Annotated in this window: 11 protein-coding genes; 6 read left to right on the forward strand and 5 right to left on the reverse strand. The window is 44.0% G+C overall.

Annotated features, from left to right (window positions below; translation table 11 throughout):
* Positions 1-26: 26 nt before the first annotated feature.
* Complete coding sequence (locus tag CTT31_RS09540) at positions 27-1,229, forward strand: MFS transporter (protein ID WP_260491166.1); 1,203 nt, start codon at positions 27-29, stop codon at positions 1,227-1,229.
* Positions 1,230-1,546: 317 nt separating this feature from the next.
* A complete protein-coding gene (sbcB, locus tag CTT31_RS09545) occupies positions 1,547-3,016 on the forward strand; it encodes an exodeoxyribonuclease I (RefSeq protein ID WP_260491167.1) in 1,470 nt (489 codons plus the stop codon).
* Positions 3,017-3,076: 60 nt separating this feature from the next.
* Here sbcB and CTT31_RS09550 read toward each other — a convergent pair whose 3' ends face one another.
* The 4 genes from CTT31_RS09550 to CTT31_RS09565 form a co-directional block, all read right to left on the reverse strand.
* Positions 3,077-4,306 carry a lipoprotein-releasing ABC transporter permease subunit gene (locus CTT31_RS09550; protein ID WP_211857630.1) on the reverse strand — a complete coding sequence of 410 codons (1,230 nt, stop codon included), beginning with the start codon at positions 4,304-4,306 and terminating at the stop codon, positions 3,077-3,079.
* Positions 4,299-4,988 carry a lipoprotein-releasing ABC transporter ATP-binding protein LolD gene (gene lolD, locus CTT31_RS09555; protein ID WP_260491168.1) on the reverse strand — a complete coding sequence of 230 codons (690 nt, stop codon included), beginning with the start codon at positions 4,986-4,988 and terminating at the stop codon, positions 4,299-4,301. The genes CTT31_RS09550 and lolD overlap by 8 nt, the downstream gene beginning before the upstream one ends.
* The gene (locus CTT31_RS09560) at positions 4,981-6,180 is read right to left on the reverse strand and encodes a lipoprotein-releasing ABC transporter permease subunit (RefSeq protein WP_260491169.1); all 1,200 of its coding nucleotides are present in this window, start codon (positions 6,178-6,180) and stop codon (positions 4,981-4,983) included. The genes lolD and CTT31_RS09560 overlap by 8 nt, the downstream gene beginning before the upstream one ends.
* Positions 6,181-6,338: 158 nt before the next feature.
* Positions 6,339-6,818: an Lrp/AsnC family transcriptional regulator gene (locus CTT31_RS09565; protein WP_069022524.1), complete on the reverse strand. Its 480-nt coding sequence runs from the start codon at positions 6,816-6,818 to the stop codon at positions 6,339-6,341.
* Positions 6,819-6,932: 114 nt separating this feature from the next.
* Here CTT31_RS09565 and CTT31_RS09570 point away from each other — a divergent pair, with 114 nt between their 5' ends.
* Positions 6,933-7,859, forward strand: coding sequence for a DMT family transporter (locus tag CTT31_RS09570; protein ID WP_211857633.1), 927 nt, complete (start codon positions 6,933-6,935; stop codon positions 7,857-7,859).
* A gap of 84 nt (positions 7,860-7,943) precedes the next feature.
* On the opposite strand, the gene CTT31_RS09575 is transcribed toward CTT31_RS09570, so the two are convergent.
* The gene (locus CTT31_RS09575) at positions 7,944-8,258 is read right to left on the reverse strand and encodes a hypothetical protein (RefSeq protein WP_010604891.1); all 315 of its coding nucleotides are present in this window, start codon (positions 8,256-8,258) and stop codon (positions 7,944-7,946) included.
* Between the two features lie 727 nt (positions 8,259-8,985).
* Here CTT31_RS09575 and dapE point away from each other — a divergent pair.
* The 3 genes from dapE to CTT31_RS09590 are packed head-to-tail and all read left to right on the forward strand — an operon-like array spanning position 8,986 to position 21,378.
* Positions 8,986-10,290, forward strand: a complete 1,305-nt coding sequence (gene dapE, locus CTT31_RS09580) for a succinyl-diaminopimelate desuccinylase (protein ID WP_260491170.1) — start codon at positions 8,986-8,988, stop codon at positions 10,288-10,290.
* Between the two features lie 34 nt (positions 10,291-10,324).
* Entirely contained in the window at positions 10,325-19,666 is a 9,342-nt protein-coding gene (locus CTT31_RS09585; RefSeq protein ID WP_260491171.1) for a hybrid non-ribosomal peptide synthetase/type I polyketide synthase, read from the forward strand.
* Between the two features lie 56 nt (positions 19,667-19,722).
* Complete coding sequence (locus CTT31_RS09590; RefSeq protein ID WP_039497745.1) at positions 19,723-21,378, forward strand: phytoene desaturase family protein; 1,656 nt, start codon at positions 19,723-19,725, stop codon at positions 21,376-21,378.
* Positions 21,379-21,380 lie beyond the last annotated feature (2 nt).

Below are 21,380 nucleotides of genomic sequence, written 5' to 3' on the forward strand. Positions count from 1 at the left end.
TTTGTTTACATCAATTAAGGATGTCTATGTTTTCAGCTTCAATGACTACCTTAGCAAGCCCAAAAGCTAAATTTGGGTTATGTTTTGTCATCCACTTTTTAATCGCATTAGATGCATTAATTATCGTGCCCTTTAGTGCAGAAATGGCGCTAAGTTCAGGTACCAGCCCATCAAATTCAGGACTACTCGTTTCAGCTTATGCAATTGCCGCTGCTTTCACTTGTTTATGGGTGCGTGGTACCGGCAACCTTTCAAAGGAGAAGTACAAGGTCTTTATTTTTCTGTCAGCAACCACATTGTTAACCTTGCTTACTTCAGCACTCGAGAGTTTTTATATCCTGCTTTTCGTACGTGCATTGACTGGCATTTGTGGCGGCGCATTGGTAGTACTCAATCTCAACTTGGTGCTCCAGCTAAGCCATGAAAACGACAAGAAAAAAGACACCGCGATACTGCTGAGTGCTTTTCCACTCGCCTTGGCAATTGGGATCCCCGCTCTATTATTTATCACAGCAAATCAAGGCTGGCAGTTGGGGTTCATGATACTAGGAAGTGGCTTAGCCATTACAGCGCTATTATTTACATTTATATTCCTCTCAAACATAAAGCAAGCTTCGCAAAGCAGCGCTAGCAACCCAATGCCAAGCAACACATTTAACCCGACCAAAACCCTTAAATACGCTCTGTTCATCGCATTTTTTGTGGTGCTAAGTACATTTGCAATTTCAACTCAATTTCCGGTGATGCTAATTACCAACTTAAGCATCTCAAGCCCAATGCTAAGCGCATGCTATTTGTTAAGTGGTGTGTGTTCGTTTATTGCAGTTCAGCTATACGCTCGACGTAAGCTAAACAATCACACAACCTCATACTTAATTTACTTTCTTAGTGGCTTGATGATATTGGCGGCCTTGTTTGGTTTTACGATAAGTTCAGTTATTTTTGCAGCCGGACTGTTTACCCTGTTTGTGATTGCAAGCGCTACCCGCTCTATGATCTTAGTGACAGAGCTCATAACCTCACTTCACGCAGAAGAGCGCAGTACCTTTATTAGTCTGCAAAATGCGATACAGCACTTTGCGATAGCCTCTGGCGGCACCATTGCAAGTTTGCTAGTCACGCCCCGCGAAAACCACACACTTAATTTTAATGTCTTGATTGTTGTCTCAACCCTATTGGTAGTTATAACGGTAGTTATGTGGAAAGACTTTCAAAGAAAGCGCTTTTAATCGCGATTTAGTGATTGATTAATAGATAATTGGGCAGCTTGATAAAGCAATAAGCGATGTCGCTTCCCCAATTATCGCTTTGCTCTGCTTTAATAACACAATCCGCTATGGTTACGCCTTACTCTAAGCTCGCCTCTATGCGATAATGCCTATCTATCGTTAGTCATATGTATCCGCATAGCGGCAAACAGCTTAGTTATCACGGTATACACACTGGTGTGAACTGATATACACATTAATATACACAGTTGTCATACCATCACGGCAAATATGATTAACCAAAACAAACAAAAACAGTAGAATAACTTTTTGATTTTATGACAAATACAAACCAATCAGATACACCAAATAATGCCCAGAACATCCCGACTATCTATTGGCACGACTACGAGAGTTGGGGCGCGACGCCGCAAAAAGACAGGCCAAGCCAGTTTGCTGGGATCAGAACGGATCTGGATCTCAATATTATTGGTGAGCCACTGATTGAGTATTGTCAGCCTGCTCCAGATTATCTCCCACATCCTCAAGCCTGTTTAGTTACTGGGATCACACCACAATTAGCACTAAAAAAAGGCCTGACCGAAGCCGAGTTTATGGCAAAAATCCACGCTGAATTTGCCAAACCACAAACCTGCGTTGCCGGATATAACAGTATTCGGTTTGATGATGAGCTAACCCGTTATAGCCTTTATCGTAATTTTTATGACCCCTATGAACGTGAATGGCAAAATGGCAATAGCCGCTGGGATATCATAGATCTAGTTAGAGCCTGCTATGCGCTTCGCCCTGAAGGAATTGAATGGCCAACCCGTGAAGATGGTAACCCTAGTTTTAAACTGGAACACTTAACCGTCGCCAATGGCATTGAGCACGGCGCCGCGCACGATGCATTGAGTGATGTTACCGCAACGATTGCGCTGGTAAAACTGATTAAAACCAAACAGCCAAAACTGTATGAGTTCTACTTTAATCACAGACATAAAAAAGCGGTGTCGAGCCTAATCGATGTTTTCAATATGCAGCCTTTAGTACACGTTTCTTCTATGTTTCCAGCGCAACAAGGTTGCACCACTTGGATTGCCCCGATGAGTTTTCACCCGGTCAATAGCAATGCCGTGATCTGCTTTGACTTAACACAGTCGCCGGAGGTATTGAATGACCTTGACGTTGAGGCACTCAAACAACGGCTTTATACAAAACGCAGTGAATTGGGTGATGATGAGCTACCGGTTGGATTAAAACTAGTACATATCAATAAATGCCCGCTGGTAGCACCAGCTAAGACCCTCTTGCCCGAAAACGCAGCAAGGCTTGGAATTGACCGCGAGCAATGCCTTGAAAACTTAAAGTACCTTAAAGCACGCCCAGAGCTAAGGGATAAGGTTGCAGAAGTCTTTAGCGATGAAAAAGGATTCGAGAAACCAAGCAATCCGGATTATCAACTCTACGATGGTTTCACCAGCAAGGCCGATAAAGCCAAATTTGCAATCATTCGCAATGCATCGCCCGAAGAGCTGGCGACCATTGAACTGGATTTTGAAGACAGTAAATTTAACACTTTGTTGTTTCGCTATCGGGCAAGAAACTGGCCGCAGTCGCTCTCACCTGTAGAGCTTGATAAATGGCGTAAATATTGCCAAAACAAGTTGATGCATAATGAAGATAACCCTTCAATTTCAGCCGAAGATTTTATGCTGGAGCTTGAAAACTTAGTCGCCGAAAATGAAGGTAATGAGCGCAATATGCAGATCTTAAAAGCGCTTTACCATTACGCTCAAAGTTTGTAATTCGCAGGTTTTCGACCTATGGGTGTCGGCCCATTGGAGGTCGGCCTACGGTTTTAGGTGTTACCCATTTCCCAGTACTTTGGCAGGATCCGTTTTGGTGGCTTGCCAAGCGGGATATAAGCTTGCGACGACTGCCATAACAAAAGTCGTGACTAAACTGATATAAATGTCTGTCCAAATAATTTTGCTCGGTAAGTATTCAATAAAGTAGACGCCTTCAAGCGGATTGCTATCACTCATATTGATCCAAGCTTTAAAAATATCGGGAATATTAATAGCAATAAAAATGCCGATCCCAGTGCCTAGCAATGCACCAATCCCTGCATACGTCACACCTTGTAGCGCAAAAGTCGAGAAAATCGTACTGTCCTGTGCGCCCATGGTTTTCAAAATGGCGATATCCGCCCGCTTTTCTTTTACTTCCATCACCATAGAAGAAACGATATTAAAGCTCGCGACAGCGATGATCAGAAATACCACGAGATAGACGATAGTGCGCACCATCTGAATATCCTGATACAGTCCGCCTTGCGTGCGAAACCAAGACGATACGTACACTAAATCGGGTAATGCCCTACCCGCTGATGTCGCGATTTGCTGTGCCTGAAACACATCACTCACCTTGGCACGCAAGTCCGTTACTTGATCTTCTCTAAAGTCCATCGCTTCTTGCAGTGCATTAAGCGGCACTAACGCTAATGTTTGGTCAAGTGGCCCACCCATATCGATAAGCCCCACCACCGTTGCTGTTAATCGCTTTGGCGCAGCGAGTGGATTATCCGAATGTTTGTTAGCAACCAAGAGTTGAATATTATCGCCAGCCACGACACCAAGCTTGTCAGCTATCCCTTTACCGATGATCACTTCACCCGGTTTTAATGCTTTTAGTTCCGCACCTTCTATAAAATCACCTATGCTCGACACCGTATGATGCCTATCCGGTGCGATCCCTTTTAACTGCGCCGCTTTTAAGGTGCCTTTGTATTGCAGCATAGCTGTTAAGTTAATTTCAGCCGTCGCGCTTACGATGCCACGCTGACTCTCCAAGATCTCTACTTTTTGCTGCCACGCTTGAATAGGGTCGTAAGGTGCTTGATAACTCACTTGCGGCACCACCGACAACAGCCGCTGCTCTAATTGTTCTTCAAAACCATTAATCACAGAAAGTGCGACTATCAATACTGCCATACCCAGCATTACACCAAGCGTAGAAGCACGGGTTAAAAAACCAATAAAACCAAGCTGACGTTTAGACTCTCTAAAGCGTTTGCTTAAAAAATAACTAAGCATGCTGATACACACCTACTTTGCCATCGTCCAGTTGCACTGCACGACCAAGCTTATCTGCCAACTCTAAGTCGTGTGTTACAACAACAAAGCTGGTTTTTAGCTGTTGATTGAGTTCAGCCAGCAAGTCATAAATTCGCAGTGCATTATGCTTATCAAGATTGCCGGTTGGTTCATCAGCTAGCACCAAATCAGGTTCTGTTACTAACGCTCTTGCTATCGCAACACGCTGTCTCTCCCCCCCAGAAAGCTCTGAAGGCTTATGTTCAGCACGATGACTCAAGCCTACTTTATCAAGCATGAGTAATGCCTTTTCGCGGGCTTGTTTTGCTTTATTACCGGCAATTAGTAATGGCATCGCCACATTTTCAACCGCGCTAAACTCCATCAACAAATGATGAAACTGATAGATAAAACCCAAATGCTTATTTCTAAATTCCGCCTGCTTTTTACGCGACAGCTTGCCAACTTCCACACCTTTGATTCTTACACTGCCGGTGGATGCTTTATCCAAGGTACCTAGAATATGCAGTAAAGTACTTTTACCTGAGCCCGAGCTACCTACAATCGCAAGCATTTCACCTTGGGTTACAGATAAATCAACGCCTTTTAATACCGTTACCTCGGCTTTACCATCTTGGTAGCTTTTGACCAAGTCCTGGCAGTCAATGACTAAATCACTCATATCTTAATACCTCTGCTGGCAGCACACTCGACGCGCGTTTAGCTGGATACAAGGTTGCTAAAAAGCTTAGCAATATGCTGCCCACTGCCATAATCGTTAAATCTGTTAGTTCTATTTTGACCGGAAGTTCAGCGCCACCAAGCAACTGAAGGCCTGCGAGGTGGAGCACCTCATTAATATTGTTCGAAAGCAATAATCCACCAGCAACACCAATGAGTGTGCCAAAAATGCCGTTATACATCCCTTGCGCCATAAACACTTTAGCTATCATTTGTGGTGTAAAGCCAAGCGTTTGCAAAATAGCCACTTCCCCTTGCTTTTCACTCACCATCATAGATAGCGCTGAAATGATATTAAATACAGCCACTATCACAATAAGGCCAAGTAATAGCGACATAATGCGCTTTTCCATTGCAACCGCCGCAAACAATGTGCCTTGCTGAGTTTGCCAGTCATGTGTCTCGAGCCCCTGCAACAAGCTGTCCGCTTGCTGATAAAAATCGGGTAGGCTAAAAGCATCATATAAATGAATGTTAAGGTCGTATTGCTCTGGCTTCTTGCGCATTAACCGCTGCAAGCTTTTGCCATCGGCAAATGCCAAATAAGTGTCAGCTTCGCTTTGGCCATCATATATGGCAGCTACGGTGAATAAGCGCTGCGTCGGTGTGCGGCCAAGCGGTGTGTATGTGGTGAATTCAGGCATGATCACGCGGAGTTGCTGACCAACGCTTACGCCAAGTTTATTGGCTAAATAGCGACTCAGCGCCACTTGGTATTTTTGCTCGTACAATCGAGTTAAACTGCCGGCACGCACTGCATCATCTAACGCTGTTTCATACCCTTGAAATAGCCCTTGAAGTTGCACGCCCACCAAATCTTGATTGGTTTGTAGAATTACGTCACTTGCAACATATGGCGAAACTTGTTTAACCAAAGGATGATTTTCAATGGCTTGTAATTTATTTTGATCAAGTTGCTCATTTTCCTTAATTTGCACATGCGGGATCAAATCAAGCATGGCGGCTTTTAAGGTTTGCTCAAAGCCATTCATCACTGAGCTGACGGTGATCAAACTCATTAAGCCAAGGGCGATACCCGCAATTGAGAAAAATGAGATAAACGATATAAATGCATTGCCTTTCGCAGCACGGCTATATCTTAACCCAACAAAGAGGCTAACTGGTTGAAACATAATCTATCTCGTAAAAAACTGCTGCACGGATACTAACATACTCAAAACCAGATTGATGGCAGGATTGCTATAAAAAGTGTGACAAACTATAAATTTGTTGACGTTTAGGTGCGCATTGCTTATCCCGTCAAAACTTTACTGCTCGCCATACTTAACGATTACCTTTTGCGGATCTGATATGGCACGTTTCTACGTTTGACTATTGTTGATTTCACCACCGATGTGTGGGTATCACCTAGTGTCGAGACTTTATCCAAAATTTCGTCTAGCTTAGGCATACTCTCAAAACACAACCTCACATAAAAACAATCCTCTCCCGTCACTTTGTCACATTCAATCACTTCAGGAATGTTTTGGATCATCGCTTCAAGTTGTTTTAGTTTACCGGGATGCTGACGAATACGCACAATCGCTGTCAGCGGGTAATCAAAGCTTTCTGGGTCTAATTCAATACTGTATTTACTAATTACCCCATACTCTTCCATACGTTTCATGCGTTCATTCACACTCGGTGAAGACATATTCACAGCACGAGCCATTTCAGCAACGGACACTCGGCTATTGTTTTCTAACAGCTTTATAAGCTTGCTATCTATCGCATCAAGCGACCATTTTTCATTATTAATTAGTTTTCGCATTTTTGCCTTTCATTTTTAGGAAATTAGAAAAATTAGCCTTTTATTGTCTATTAGTAATACGGCAAACCCTAAGTAATATGCAAGTATAGAATTGAATATGACAAGGTGTGAACAATGTTTGGCTCAGATAAAGAAAAAGGTTCAATAGAGATGATAATAGCTATGGTGCTGTCCGGCACCATAGGATACTTTGTCGTCAGTGCACAACAATCCTATTGGAATGTGGTATTTTTACGTTGTGTTATTGGCGCATTGTGCCTTCTTGGATACGTGCTCGTAACAAAGCAACTGACAAAAGAGGTGTTTAAAGGTCCCGTTTTTATGACCATCTTGCTCGGCGGTATCGCGCTGGTCGGAAACTGGGTGCTATTATTCGCCTCGTTTGACTATATTCCTTTTTCAATTTCAATCATCGCATACCATCTACAACCTTTGATGTTGGTATTATTAAGCGCGGTGCTTTATCGTCAGTATCCAAGTAAGGCAATCCTTTTATGGTTGGCCATCGCCGTGGTGGGATTATGGTTGGTTGTTGGGATCCCGTATCAAGAAATCGTCGCAGTTATTTTTGCACAAGAGAGTAACCAAGCCGTTTTTGGTCTGCTACTAGCACTTGGAGCTGCATTTCTGTATACCATTACAACGCTGATGACGAAAAAGGTAAGCCAAGTGCCATCCGGTGTAGTTGCTGTGATCCAAATCTTTTTTGGTGGCTTATTTTTGTTACCTTGGGTTGATTTTGCACACTTCCCAGAGACTTCATCGAGCTGGGGCAATATCCTATTCTTAGGCGTCGTCAACACAGGGTTTATGTATGTGATCATGTATGATGCGTTTCAACGCTTAAGCACCACATTAATCGCTATTCTTTCTTTTATTTATCCGGTCGTGGCGCTGTTTGTAGATTTTATTGCATTCGAGCACACGATTTCGATGCTACAAACGCTTGGGATTGTTTTAATCTTAACGGCCGTCAGCGCTGTAAAGTTCGATTGGAAGTTAGGCAAGTTATTTAGCACACCAAAGCAAAAAGCTAGTTAATTTAGCTAATTCGAACTTAAAGGAAATACCAGTGATAACAGCAGAGTAAAGTGCAAGTACTTTGCTCTGCTGCTGTTGACTAGCTTACTGCTCTAGATAACAAATAACCGCAGCTTGCTTAGGGTTGCTTTGTGTATCTTCAATCAGATAGCTCGCTTTTTTACTGTTTTGGCATAAACACATGTCGTAATGACTGATCATGTAAGCATTGCCAACAGCATCCTCATCCGTTTTTTGGATGCTACAGGTAGGCTCTCTCCAAATTGGATCCCAGCCGCTTTGGCCAATAGCAACAATTTTAATGTTTTGTTGAGTAACGAGTGCTTTCGCCTCTTCTACTTCTTGAGCAGATACAGACAATGCGGTGAATGCAACGAGTGCGGTGATTAGCTTTTTCATTTTTCATCCTTAATTTAAGTCAGCGCTATAGATAAAAACAGCAAAATACTGTAACAGTAATCAAAATATTGAATAAAAGCTCTATAACGCTCGCTATTTTATTCATTAAATATGACAACTCAAGAATAAATTCATTAAATTTATAAAAACAATTTAAACCTTAAAACTTCATCATAAAAAATCTTGCCCACATACGTAAGCCCACACCTTTTAGGTCTCTTACATTTAGAATAAATAGGAATATAAAACATAGTTAAAATAACAAAAATGAATAACGAAGTTTAATTCCATTTATCTTAATAGCGCAATTTACACAACAAACTCGCACACTTTAAAAAACAACAATTTCATTAACGTAAACACCATCATTTTTTTAATTCCGAATAACACAAGACATAACTCAAGAAACAAAAACCCGCCCCTGATTATTAAGATAAATTACTTTTCACACATTCAGAATATTAGTACATAGAGCATTTACACCAAAATTAATTCAATAAAACTCAAATATCAAAATTAGACAAACAGCATTAAAAATAAAAAACTTTATTACTTCATAAAAAACAACAATGAAATTATTTAGGTTAATTTAGTCAAAATAAAATCATTAGCATCAAAATAATTTCAATGTTTGAATACGCAACTTGTGAACGGGGTGTAATTAAAATGTGTACAACATCACTTTTAATTGCCTATTTATCATACTTCTGCATTAAGGTTTTTTGAGATGAATGGCTTTTCTTCAAACACTTGTTACGAACTTGTCTCTGAAGCGCTAGAGGATATCGAGGCTCTACATGAGGAGTTTCAAGGTGTTGAAGAGGATGAACATGCCAGCCACCGCGTTGTAGACATTGCACGGCAGTTAGTCGCATTCAAATCAATCACGCCGGATGATGTTGGGTGCCAACTGTGGTTAGCACAAGAGCTGCGGACTTTGGGTTTTTCAATCAAGCACTTGCCTGTTCGTGATGTGAGTAACTTAATAGCGAGCATAGGTAACAATAGTGACGCTAGGTTTGCTTTTCTTGGTCATACCGATGTAGTACCAGCCGGAAGTACACAAGATTGGCAGTTTAACCCTTTTAAGCTGACAGAACACAATGGCTGTCTCTTCGCCAGAGGTATTGTTGATATGAAAGGCGCTATTGCCGCCTTTTTCTGTGCAATTGAGGCTTTAGTAACAGAATTTGGAGTACCGGAAAAAGAGCTTTGGTTGCTACTCACCAGCGACGAGGAAGGCGAAGCGGAACACGGAACCAAGCGGATCGCTCATTTTTTAAAACAGCAGCGTATTGCATTTGATTTTACCTTGGTCGGAGAGCCAAGCTCAGAAGCGTATGTAGCAGACACACTGAAAGTCGGTCGTCGTGGCGCTTTGTCTTTTACCGTCAATTTACATGGTAAAAGTGGACATGTGGCTTACCCTCAAAAAGCGACCAATGCCATCCATTTGGCGCAAAATATTATGCAAGCACTACTGTCGCAGGATTGGCCAAAGCACTGTGATAACTTTGACTCGACCACGCTGCAATTCACCCATGTACATTCAGGAAATTTTGTTGACAACATCATTCCAAGCCAATGTCAGCTAAATTTTAATATCCGTTATACTCCCGCATACGACGAATATGAATTGGTCGAGCTGGTAAGAGAAACCATCGAAGAACATACGCTCAATTATGCATTAACGACCAGCAACCCCTGCCAACCCTATTACTGCGTAAATAATGAAGAGATCCCTTCTCCATCCCTCGCTATCGTCTGCGATGAAATCAACAGTCAATGTCATTTCACACCAAAACTATCGACCGCAGGGGGAACGTCGGATGGCCGCTTTATTGCTGAAATATCAACCTCAGTACTAGAACTCGGACTGGTGAACAAAACCATTCATCAAATAGATGAACACACAACAACATCCGACTTAATCCTGCTTCAACAGCTTTACTACGGCATCTATAAACGCCTGCTCTACCCTACGCTTCATGTTCACTCAACCGCTCAAGATGAACTACTGCAACTTCGCTAATTAATAGAAAATAGATAACTTCAAGGAATGCATTATGGCAATCGAAAATGAACGCTCTGTTCACCCCGCAAACGACACGCTACCGATAGCAATTATTGGCATGGGTTGTCGTTTCCCAGGTCACGCGAATAGTCCTGAATTGTTTTGGGAAAATATTAAACATGGTGTCAATTGCATCATAGAAACCCCAGAATCGAGATGGAATATTGATACTCATTATTCGTCTGTAAAGGCGAATAAAGGCAAATTGAGCTCAAAATGGGGTGGCTATATCGATGATATCGATAAGTTTGATCCAGCATTTTTTGGGATCACGCCTCGTGAAGCCGAATTTATGGACCCTCAACAACGTAAACTGCTGGAGGTAACTTGGGAAGCGTTGGAAGATGGTGGGCAAAAGCCATCTGAACTCGCAGGAGAGTCGGTCGGCGTTTTTATGGGTGGGTTTACGCTTGATTATAAAATCATGCAATTCACTAACCCAGATTTTGACAACATTGATGCTCACACTGCGACGGGTGTTATGATGACGATGCTTTCTAATCGCATCTCTCATACTTTTGACTTTAATGGCCCCAGCATGTCCATCGATACTGCTTGTAGCTCCTCTATTGTCGCGTTAGATATGGCCTGTAAAAGCCTACAGACCGGGGCAAGTAATATGGCACTCGCAGGTGGTGTGCTATTACATTTGGCACCACAATATACAGTATCCGAGTCTAAAGGCGGTTTCTTATCTCCGACTGGTTTTTCTCATGCTTTTGACGACTCCGCAAACGGCTATGTCCGCGCTGAAGGCGCTGGCGTCGTTGTGCTCAAGCGCTTAGATGATGCGATTAAGGATGGCGATCCAATTCATGCGGTGATCTTAGCCACCGGTGTAAACCAAGACGGTAAAACACAAGGGATCACGGTGCCAAACGGCGATGCCCAATTGCGCTTGATGAAAGAAACCTATGCCAAAGCGAATATTGATCCCGGTAAAGTGCAGTACATTGAAATGCACGGTACAGGCACGCCTGTTGGCGACCCAATTGAAGCAAAGTCAGTTGGAACACTCCTTGGGATCAACCGTGATCAAGACGATAAATGCTACATTGGCTCGGTAAAAACCAATATTGGTCATACCGAGGCAGCCGCAGGCATGGCCGGCTTATTCAAGACAGTTAAAGCTATTCAGAACAAACAGATCCCACCGCATTTACACTTAAAATCGATTAACCCAAAAATAGACTATGTTAACGCGCCATATGAGATCCCCACTAAGCTTACACCTTGGCCTAAACATGAAGGTTTAGCTGTGGCGGGGGTAAACTCATTTGGTTTCGGTGGAACCAATTCCCACGCTGTTATTCAAGAATACGTTGCACCAGAAGTGCCATCAATGCCTCCAGCAAATGAGAATGGCTTAAAGCTTTATCCACTGAGTGCAAGAGATCAACACGGGATCCATCGCTTTGCCAAAGCGCATAATGAGTTTTTACAAGATAGCGATGCATCACTCAGTGATATTATTTATACACTGGGTGAGCGCCGTGAACATCACCAATATCGTCATGCAATTTGTTTTAAAAATGCAGAGGATCTGCAACAGCAACTACAAACATTAAGTCATGATGCTGAATTTGCTGTGGCCAACACACTGCGCACACTGAAAAAAGATGAGCAAAAACTCGTCTGGGTCTTCACCGGTATGGGGCCACAATGGTGGGCAATGGGCCGTGAGTTGTACCAATCAGAGCCAACTTTTAAAGCGATGATCGATGAGTGTGATAGCTATATGTCAGCGCTTACAGATTGGTCATTGGTTGATGAAATGCTTGCCGATGAATCAGCGTCAAACATGCAATATACTTGGCTTGCTCAAACGGCAAACTTTGCCGTGCAAGTCGCACTTGCAGCAATGTGGCGTCAACACGGCATTTCGCCTGATGTCATTGTTGGCCACAGTACCGGTGAAGCAGCAGCATTTTATGAAGCCGGGGTCTACTCATTAAAAGATGCTTGCACCATCGTAGTCCATCGAAGCCGTTTACAACATCAATGCCGCAACACAGGTAAAATGATGGCGGTAGGACTCTCTGACAGTGATGTCACGCCTTATCTCAACGACCAAGTTGAAATCGCAGCGGTAAATAGTCCAAACTCTGTCACCCTAGCTGGTGAAGAAAACGCGTTACACAGTATTGAAACACAACTGAGCGAAGCTGGTGTGTTTTGCAAGTTTCTCCGCGTTGAAGTGCCCTATCACAGCCAGTTTATGGAACCGATTAAGGCCGAATTGCTCGAGTGTTTAGCTGGTATTCAAGCTAACACCGCACATACTCCATTGTATTCAACGGTAACAGGAACACTTGCTGAGGGGCCTGAACTTGATGCTAACTATTGGTGGCTCAACGTCCGTCAAGCCGTGCGCTTTGTTGATGCCACCCGCGCAATATTACAACAAGGTTATCAAGCATTTTTGGAACTGGGTCCACACCCTGTGCTTGGCGCATCTATTGCCGAAACCGCAGAAGAACAAAGTTGCTCAAGTGTTGTCGTCTCGAGTATGCGCCGTAAATCCGACGAACAACACACCTATTACCACGCTGTAGCTCAACTATTTGGTTTAGGCTTTGAATTAAATTGGTCAGCCATAAACGGGCGAGGTAAGTTCACTACGTTGCCAACTTACCCGTTCTTGCAAGAGCGCTTTTGGACCGAGCCTGAGTACTTTAATCAAGTGCGTTTAGGGCAAAGTAACCATGCATTCTTGGGCCGTAAGCGCAGTGAGGCTGAACATGTTTGGAACGCGGTAACCGACACAAATCGCGATAGTTTTTTAAGCTGTCACCAAATCCAAGGGAATACCCTCTTCCCTGCTGCTGGCTTTATCGAAATGGCGTATGCTGCAGCCAAAGAGACTTGGGGCAATGGCAGCTATGCACTCGACCACTTTGTCATCGATAAAGCGTTATTTTTGAATAATGAACATGCACCCAATGTGCAATTCATTTTGCACCGTGATGAACCGAATTTTAAAGTGGTAAGCCTTGAAGATGGCAAAACGACCCGCCATGTTCAAGGGACAATCCGCCGAGTACAAAGCGCCAACCTTGCTGAGCCTATTGATCTCAATGCTATTCGTAGTGCTGCCACCAGCGCGCAGCAGCACGATGAGTTTTATGCACACCTAAAAGAGTTTGGTTACGAATATGGTCCATGTTTTAGAGCCATTGAACAGATCTGGGCTTCAGACAACGGCGTGCTTGCCAAGATCTCTTGGCCTACTCAACTTGAGCGAACAGCACAATTTACCCTACACCCAAGTCTATTAGATGCATGCTTCCAGACGTTAGTATTTACGGAACTTGCAGGTGCTAATGCTCAGCAATTTTCTATCCGCTTACCTGTGATGCTTGAGCAGATCTTGCTTTGCGAGCAGAACAATACTGATTTTTGGTGTTATACCCAAATCACTCATCGTGACGACGAAAAAACGGTCGGTGATTTATACCTCTGTGATGAGTCTGGTCAAGTCTTTGGTGTTATCAAAAACTTTATTGCACAAAGCGTTGACTCCGCTGCAAGTGGGATCACCACCAGAACCATAGATAGCTGGCTTTACCAAGTCAATTGGCTTGCAGAGCCTGAGCAGGAAATACAAAAAACCGACACGTCGGGACGTTGGGTGCTCCTCGCAGATCAATCAGGAACAGCTGAACAGGTAGCCGACCGTTTAGCTCAGCTTGGCCACTCTAGCTGTATCGTTAAATCTGGAGAATATTTTGATATCGACAGAGACCATTGTCATGCATGGCTGGTTCCCGATTCACGGGATCACCTGTCACAACTTATCGAGACTTTGGGCAAACAAGAAATTCGTGGCGTTGTACATTGCTTTAGTCTAGATAACAACGCGATAGAATCACTAACTCTTGCTCAGCTGCAAAAAGAAAAACGTCAGTCGCTGCATTCATTGTTGAACCTGGCCAAAACCATAATTGAACAAGACGGTAAATTCCCGCTTTACGTGGTAACACGCAACGCTAGCCTCGTTAATAGCGAGCAACTTACCGCGGTGATGTCCGCTTCATTAACTGGATTTAGCCGAGTGCTCGCACAGCAAGAACTGGTTGATAATTGGGGTGGCCTCATCGATATTGATGGTCAAAATGATGCCGAACATATCACAGCCAGATTATTAAGTGACCGCCAAGAAGGGGAAGTTGCTTTTAGGGAAAATCAAGCTTATGTTGCTCGTTTAGAGCTGGCAACGTCACTCCAACCCGCCTTCCCGACTCGCGTACAAAGCCATAAAGCACAGTTGATCACGGGTGCATTTGGTTCAATCGGACAGTTAGTTTGTCAGCTACTCGTCGATAGAGGTGCACGAAACCTCATTTTGCTTGGTAGGAGTCAATTACCTGAGCGTAAGAGTTGGTCAGAGCTTACCCCAAGCGACCGTAACTATGATCGCGTTCGGTTTATTCAACACCTTGAGAGTCAGGGCGTTAATGTCTCGTTATGGCAAACAGACTTAACTCGAGAGCGTGAACTTAACGCGGCCCTTGAGTCTTATCATCTAAGTGCACAAGCACCGATCAACGGATTATTTTTCTGTGCTGGTATCGTGAATGACACCTTACTTGGCAATATGGATACCAGAGCATTTGACGGTGTGTTTGACACCAAAGCGATTGGTGCGTTGATGCTTCACAAAGCACTCAGTAAAGTTGACCTTGAACATTTTGTGCTCTTCTCCTCTGTCGCGGCTCAAGTCACTACCGCAGGGCAAACAAACTATGCTTCTGGCAATGCTTTCTTAGATGCCCTCGCCCACTACCGTCGCAATCAAGGTCTTCCGGCGCTAAGCATCAACTGGGGCCCTTGGGCTATTGGTATGATTGAAGAGCTGGGTCTTGCCGAACATTACAAGAACCAAAGGGGTATGAACTGCATTTCACCAAGTGCGGGGATGGCCGTGCTTGAACGTATTCTAGACCAAGAGCAACCTCAACTCTTAGTGTGTGACGCCGATTGGTCCAAAGTAACCAATTGGTATGCAGGAAAGCCGAGTTTATTTAGTCACTTGGCTACCCAAGAAAACGATAAGCAAAGCCACCAAGAGCAAGAATTTGCTCCTTTATACCAGCAAACAGACAGCGCGCTTCGATTACCGCTTGTTGCCGATCATCTCGCTAATGCTGTCAGCCAAGTATTACGCTGTAAACGAGAGCAAGTGGAATTAGATCTATCGCTCGGTAATCTCGGTATTGACTCTATTATGGCGACAGAGCTGAGAAATAAGATCACCACCCATTTTGGCGAAACCCTAACGATTGTGCGTCTTCTAAGTGGCGCATCTATCAACGAATTAAGTATAGAGCTTAATGACAAACTCGTGGAATCGCTTGGCTTTGAAGTCATAACCACAGAAACATCACAGGTTCAGGCAGTTTCCGAAACCAAGGTTAACTCTATTATCTTATCTGATGCCAATGTGGAAGCTGAGTTCCCACTTTCCTATGGACAAAAAGCGATTTGGTTTATCAATCAACTCAACCCAACTAGCGCTTCCTACAATATCGGCGGCGCGATGCACATTCCTAGTGCCCTGAATATTGACGCGCTGAAAAAAGCCCTTAGTGCTGTAGTTGCTCGCCACCCAATGTTAAGAACAAACTTCTTCTTTAAAGATGGCGAACCCTATCAAAGAGTCTGGACTCATCGTGAGGATGCACTACAAATCATTGATGTAAAAGGTAAGTCTTGGGAAGATATTCAACCTATGATGATTGCAGACAATGAACAGCCTTTCGACCTTGAGCACGACCCGCTGTTTAGACTGTATTTGTATAAACAGAATGATCAAAGCTACTACTTTGCAGTGACGATTTATCACATCATCTCAGATGCATGGTCAAATTACATGTTTATCGATGAAATGCAGTCACTGTATGCGCATTTCGCAAAAAGTGAACCGTTAGCACTCAGCGAGATAACGTCAAACTATGAAAAATTTGTCGATTGGGAAACACGCTTTGTTCACTCTCCACGCGGCGCGGCAAACTATAAGTTTTGGCAGAATCACTTACCTGCAGAGATCCCCGTATTAGACCTTGCAACCGACAAACCTAGACCTGCGGTACTCACCAACGTTGGTGATTCATATCATTTTGAGTTGGATAAAGCCCTTACGTCTTCGTTAAATGCCCTGGCAAAGGCACAAGGTTCCACCATGTTTATGGCGTTGCTTAGCATCTATTACGCAGTCATGCATAAATATACTCAGCAGGATGAAATCATTATAGGCAGCCCCGTGGCCGGTCGTACAAATCCCGAGTTTTCAAACGTCTACGGTTACTTTGTGAATCCCCTACCGCTATGCGCAAGATTTGCTCCCGAAACGCACTTTACTTCGCTTTTAGCGCAGGTGAAAGACATTACCCTCAACGCACTAGATCACCAAGAATATCCGTTTGCGCTGTTAGTGGATAAGCTTGGTATTGAACATGATGCCAGCCGCTCTACGGTATTTCAGGTCATGTTTGTGATGCTCAATCACCGCGTTGAGCAATCACATATGGATGAAAATAATGTCGCGTACTATAAGGGCTTTCCTATGCAATTCATGGAACTGCCTGAAGAAGAAGGTCAATTTGACATTACGCTTTCGACCTATGAAGAAAATGGCGTGTTCAAAGGCACATTAAAATATAATACCGACCTATTCGAAACCGAAACGATAGCGCAGCTGGCTCGGGACTATATCGCACTAACGCGAATGGTCGTTGATAGTCCAAATCGGCCACTTTCAGAGCTTGCCTTAAAAAGTCCAGACGCAATACATGCCTTGGCGACATTTGCTGAAAGTCAACAAAACGCACCTGCATTACCGACTTTGGTCAGCCAAATAGAAAATGCGGCGCAACATAGCCCTGAGCTTCCTGCCCTCAGCATTGCCTGTGAAACAAATGCTGGAGAACTGGCTGCTATTTTAAGCTATCGTGAACTCAACAATCAGGCAAACCAGTTGGCGCGACTAATTAATTCACAGCTAGATGATCAACCTAGTCAAACGATTGCCTTACATTTTGAAAAATCTATCGCATTAGTTGTTGCTTGTATCGCTACGTTAAAAGCAGGTCATCATTTTGTGGTAATTGACCCGCAGCAACCCAATGAACGTAAGCAACTGTTGCTTGAGCAAAGTCGCTGCGCGTTACTACTTTGCGAAGAAGCGCTAACATCAGATCACCCTACACTACTTTGGGAAAGCTTCCAAAGCCAACGAGATGAAATCAGCGAGCACAATTTGGCGTTAAATCATCAGCCAAATGACATCGCGTATATTGTCTTTACTTCTGGCTCTACAGGTACGCCCAAAGCTGTCCAGGTTAGCCATCAAAACTGGGCTACGATCGCTGTGGACTGGTTAGCCCAATTTGATTTAGCACCTACTTCTCATCATTTACAATTGGCCAGCCCAACCTTTGATGTGTTTTGTGGCGATCTCGCGCGCGCATTTTACAATGCGAAGCACTTAGTGTTGTGTCCTAAAAATATGATGCTGAACATGCCGGTGTTGTATGACCTCATTGAGACACAGCAGATTGATACGGTTGAGTTTGTGCCCTCTGTGGTTCGTAATCTCATCTTATTCGCAAAGCAAAGTCAGGTTGGATTTACCAGCTTACGTAGAGTGATTGTTGGCTCTGAGCAATGGCAAATCGCTGAATACCGCGCACTCAAAGGATTGCTACAAGAAGATGCTCGACTATTTAGCTCCTACGGTACATCTGAAGCAACCATAGACAGTAGCTTCTTTGAGGAATCAGAACAGTACCTGGAAACCAGCGCGACAGTGCCAATCGGCAAGCCTTTCAATGCAACGCAACTTATCTTGCTCGATAAGCAAAACCAGTTGGTATCGAGTAACGCAGTCGGCGAAATTGCAATTGCGGGGCAAGGCGTAAGTCTTGGCTATCTCAATAACCCAGAGAAAAATGCCAGCCAATTTATCCAACTTCCCGTGTCAGAAAATTGCACCCTACGGGTATATAAAACGGGTGATTTAGGTAAGTGGGACAAACACGGCAACCTACATATTCTGCAACGTATCGACAACCAAGTAAAAGTACGAGGTCACCGCGTTGAGCTTGGAGAAATTGAGTCTAGCATCAACCAGATCCCAGGAATTAAGCGAAGCCATGTAAAAGGGATAGAAGTACATGGGCAAACCCAATTAATTGCCTATTTTGAATCAGAACTTGCGATCGGTACTGAATTTGTCCTCGAGCAGTTAGAGAACCAGCTACCAAGCTATATGGTACCTAGTAAGCTGGTTGCTATTGAGCAATTTCCATTACTGAGTAACGGTAAAATCGATGCAGCGGCACTACCACAGGTTAAACTCGCCGAGTTGGTAAGAGCATTCGTAGCGCCTGCCACCTTATTTGAGCAGCAGCTCGCTGAGATTTGGTCCAATATGCTAGGGCAAAAATCCATTAGTCTTCATGATGACTTTTTTGCCCTTGGCGGTAACTCTTTATATTTGATTGAGCTAATGGTCAGGATCCAGTCAGCCTTCAGCATCAAAATGGAAGTTAATCAGCTATTTAGATTTACAACCTTACATGGCATGGCCAGTGCAATTGAAGATGTAGTAACAGGAAAAGAAACGGGCGCGTCCCCTTATCTTATCTTCAATGCAGGCCAATCTACTCGTTTATTTGCCCTACCACCAGCGGGTGGTTACAGCATCGTTTACAAGGCATTTGCCGACGCATTGCCTAACACTGAAGTGATCTCTTTTAATTACCTCGAAAGTGACACTAAGGTTAGCGACTATGCCGACCAAATTATGCAAATTCAACCTCATGGCCCCTATACCCTATTTGGATACTCCCTTGGCGGTAATTTAGCCTTTGAGATTGCGAAGGAACTGGAAAGCCGAGGTCAACGTGTCGGGGATGTGGTGATCTTAGACTCATTCAGGATCACCGAAGCAATCAAAATGCGGGAGCAAGACTTCGCGCACTTTGAGCAAGAGTTAAAAGCACATTTCGCCCGCCACACCGGCTCAAATACGGTACACGAGCATACACTGGCACAAGCGAGAGACTATATCGATTGGTGTTATGAAGTGAAAAACCTAGGTCAGGTTCACGCCAAACTGCACTTTATCGTCGAGCAAAATGCACATGCAGAAGCTGCTCGTCTAACCAGTTGGGATGCAGCATCAGACGCCGAAGTCATTACCTATCAGGGAGTTGGTAAACATGAGGAAATGTTGATGCCCGATATGATGCAGGCAGGCAACGGCGCAATTATGCAAAGTATTCTGCAGGATACCCAAAGCCAGGCGGTAATAGCAACAAACGTGGAGTAACAGCTTGCCCCAAAGCCATCGCTTTGGGGCTTTCTAACGACTTTAAGGACAGAATTATGACCACACAAAGACAATCTATGATCATCATAGGTGCCGGTATGGGTGGACTCTCAACCGGTAGCTATGCACAAATGAACGGCTACAAGAGCGTGATCTTAGAGCTGCACGATATTCCCGGCGGCTGCTGCACATCGTGGGAACGTAGAGATTATATTTTTGATTGGTGTATTAGCTGGCTACTGGGTAGTGGCTCAGGCAACGGCATGAATCAAATCTGGCAAGAGTTAGGTGCGCTGGATGATAAAGAAATTAGAGACTTTGAAATCTTCAATTCAGTTATTGATGAAGAATTAGGAGAAGTACATTTCTACGCAGATCCAGATAAACTCGAAGCCCACCTCTTGAGCATTTCTCCCGCAGACAAGAAACTCATCAAACAATTTTGCGATGGCATTCGTGAATTCGTCAAAATGATAGACGCTTATCCCTTTCTGGTGCCAGTTGGCATTATGTCACGCTGGCAAAAGCTAAAGATGATGTGGCCGTTCATCAAAAAATTTAATTTAATCCGCAAATCCATGGCGACATTGATGTCAGACTTTGCCGCTAAGTTTTCACATCCGCTGCTGCAAAAAGCATTTAACGTTATCTTTTATGAGCAACATCCCAGTTTCCCGCTATTACCTTTCTATTTTAATCTGGCCTGCGCAGCGAAAAAAAATGCAGGTGTGCCCGAGGGTGGCTCGTTAGGTCTCGCGCAATCGATGGAAGCAAGATATAAAAAGTTGGGGGGTGACATCATATACAACACCCGAGTACACAAAATCTTGGTCGAAGACAACAAAGCCATCGGTGTTGAACTCAGCGACGGCCAAAAAATGTATGCCGATATCGTGATCTCAGCATGTGACGGTACGGATGTGGTAAAAAACATGCTTGATGGCCAGTATTCCAGCCCTGTGTTAGACAAGCTATACGACGAGTTAAGGGAGACCGATGGTCAAATGTTCCCAGGATACGTCTCTGTATTTTTGGGGGTGAACAAGGACTATACCCATCAACCTCATTGCCGCACCCACTTGTTAGACCAACAAGATCTGGTCCACTGCCCTGGTATGACACACCCGGGGATCAATGTGCAGGTGCGCAATGTGCACTACCCGCATATCGCCCCAGAAGGCAAATCCGTGCTTTATATCACTTACTTCTCAACTTATGAGCCATGGGCTGAATTAAATAATTTCCAAGAAACAACGGCGACTAAACGCCATCACACTAGGGTCAAGCGTAGCGTTCAATATCGCCTCGCTAAAAAGACCTTAGGTGAATTTATAATCGATAAGCTCTCCACTCATTTTGAGGGACTAAAAGAGCATATCGAATATATCGACATCGCGACCCCTTTGACCCAAGTTCGCTATACCCGCAACAGCAAAGGAACGGTATTGGCGTGGCAGCCATTTTTGGAAAGTGGTGAAAGTTTAGAAGACGAAATAAATGCCAACGGGACAACGGGACTGCCAGGCCTTAGCAACTTTTATATGGCTGGTCACTGGGTGACAACTGGCGGGTTGATCCGTGCAGCAGCTACAGGCAGACATGTTCTGCACTTTGTATGCCGTGATGATGACAAGCCGTTTCAGGCTTGGATCGGTGAAAACCCACTACACCAACCTCAATCTTATAGCGAACAAAAGCAGCATGTTGCTTAACC

The sequence above is a fragment of the Pseudoalteromonas maricaloris genome (assembly GCF_024746855.1).
Lineage (GTDB): Bacteria > Pseudomonadota > Gammaproteobacteria > Enterobacterales > Alteromonadaceae > Pseudoalteromonas > Pseudoalteromonas maricaloris.

Excerpts from the sequence above, each read along its gene's own strand:
- CTT31_RS09540 (WP_260491166.1), top strand. The coding sequence starts at position 27 with ATGTTTTCAGCTTCAATGACTACCTTAGCAAGCCCAAAAGCTAAATTT.
- sbcB (WP_260491167.1), top strand. The coding sequence starts at position 1,547 with ATGACAAATACAAACCAATCAGATACACCAAATAATGCCCAGAACATC.
- CTT31_RS09550 (WP_211857630.1), bottom strand. The coding sequence starts at position 4,306 with ATGCTTAGTTATTTTTTAAGCAAACGCTTTAGAGAGTCTAAACGTCAG.
- lolD (WP_260491168.1), bottom strand. The coding sequence starts at position 4,988 with ATGAGTGATTTAGTCATTGACTGCCAGGACTTGGTCAAAAGCTACCAA.
- CTT31_RS09560 (WP_260491169.1), bottom strand. The coding sequence starts at position 6,180 with ATGTTTCAACCAGTTAGCCTCTTTGTTGGGTTAAGATATAGCCGTGCT.
- CTT31_RS09565 (WP_069022524.1), bottom strand. The coding sequence starts at position 6,818 with ATGCGAAAACTAATTAATAATGAAAAATGGTCGCTTGATGCGATAGAT.
- CTT31_RS09570 (WP_211857633.1), top strand. The coding sequence starts at position 6,933 with ATGTTTGGCTCAGATAAAGAAAAAGGTTCAATAGAGATGATAATAGCT.
- CTT31_RS09575 (WP_010604891.1), bottom strand. The coding sequence starts at position 8,258 with ATGAAAAAGCTAATCACCGCACTCGTTGCATTCACCGCATTGTCTGTA.
- dapE (WP_260491170.1), top strand. The coding sequence starts at position 8,986 with ATGAATGGCTTTTCTTCAAACACTTGTTACGAACTTGTCTCTGAAGCG.
- CTT31_RS09585 (WP_260491171.1), top strand. The coding sequence starts at position 10,325 with ATGGCAATCGAAAATGAACGCTCTGTTCACCCCGCAAACGACACGCTA.
- CTT31_RS09590 (WP_039497745.1), top strand. The coding sequence starts at position 19,723 with ATGACCACACAAAGACAATCTATGATCATCATAGGTGCCGGTATGGGT.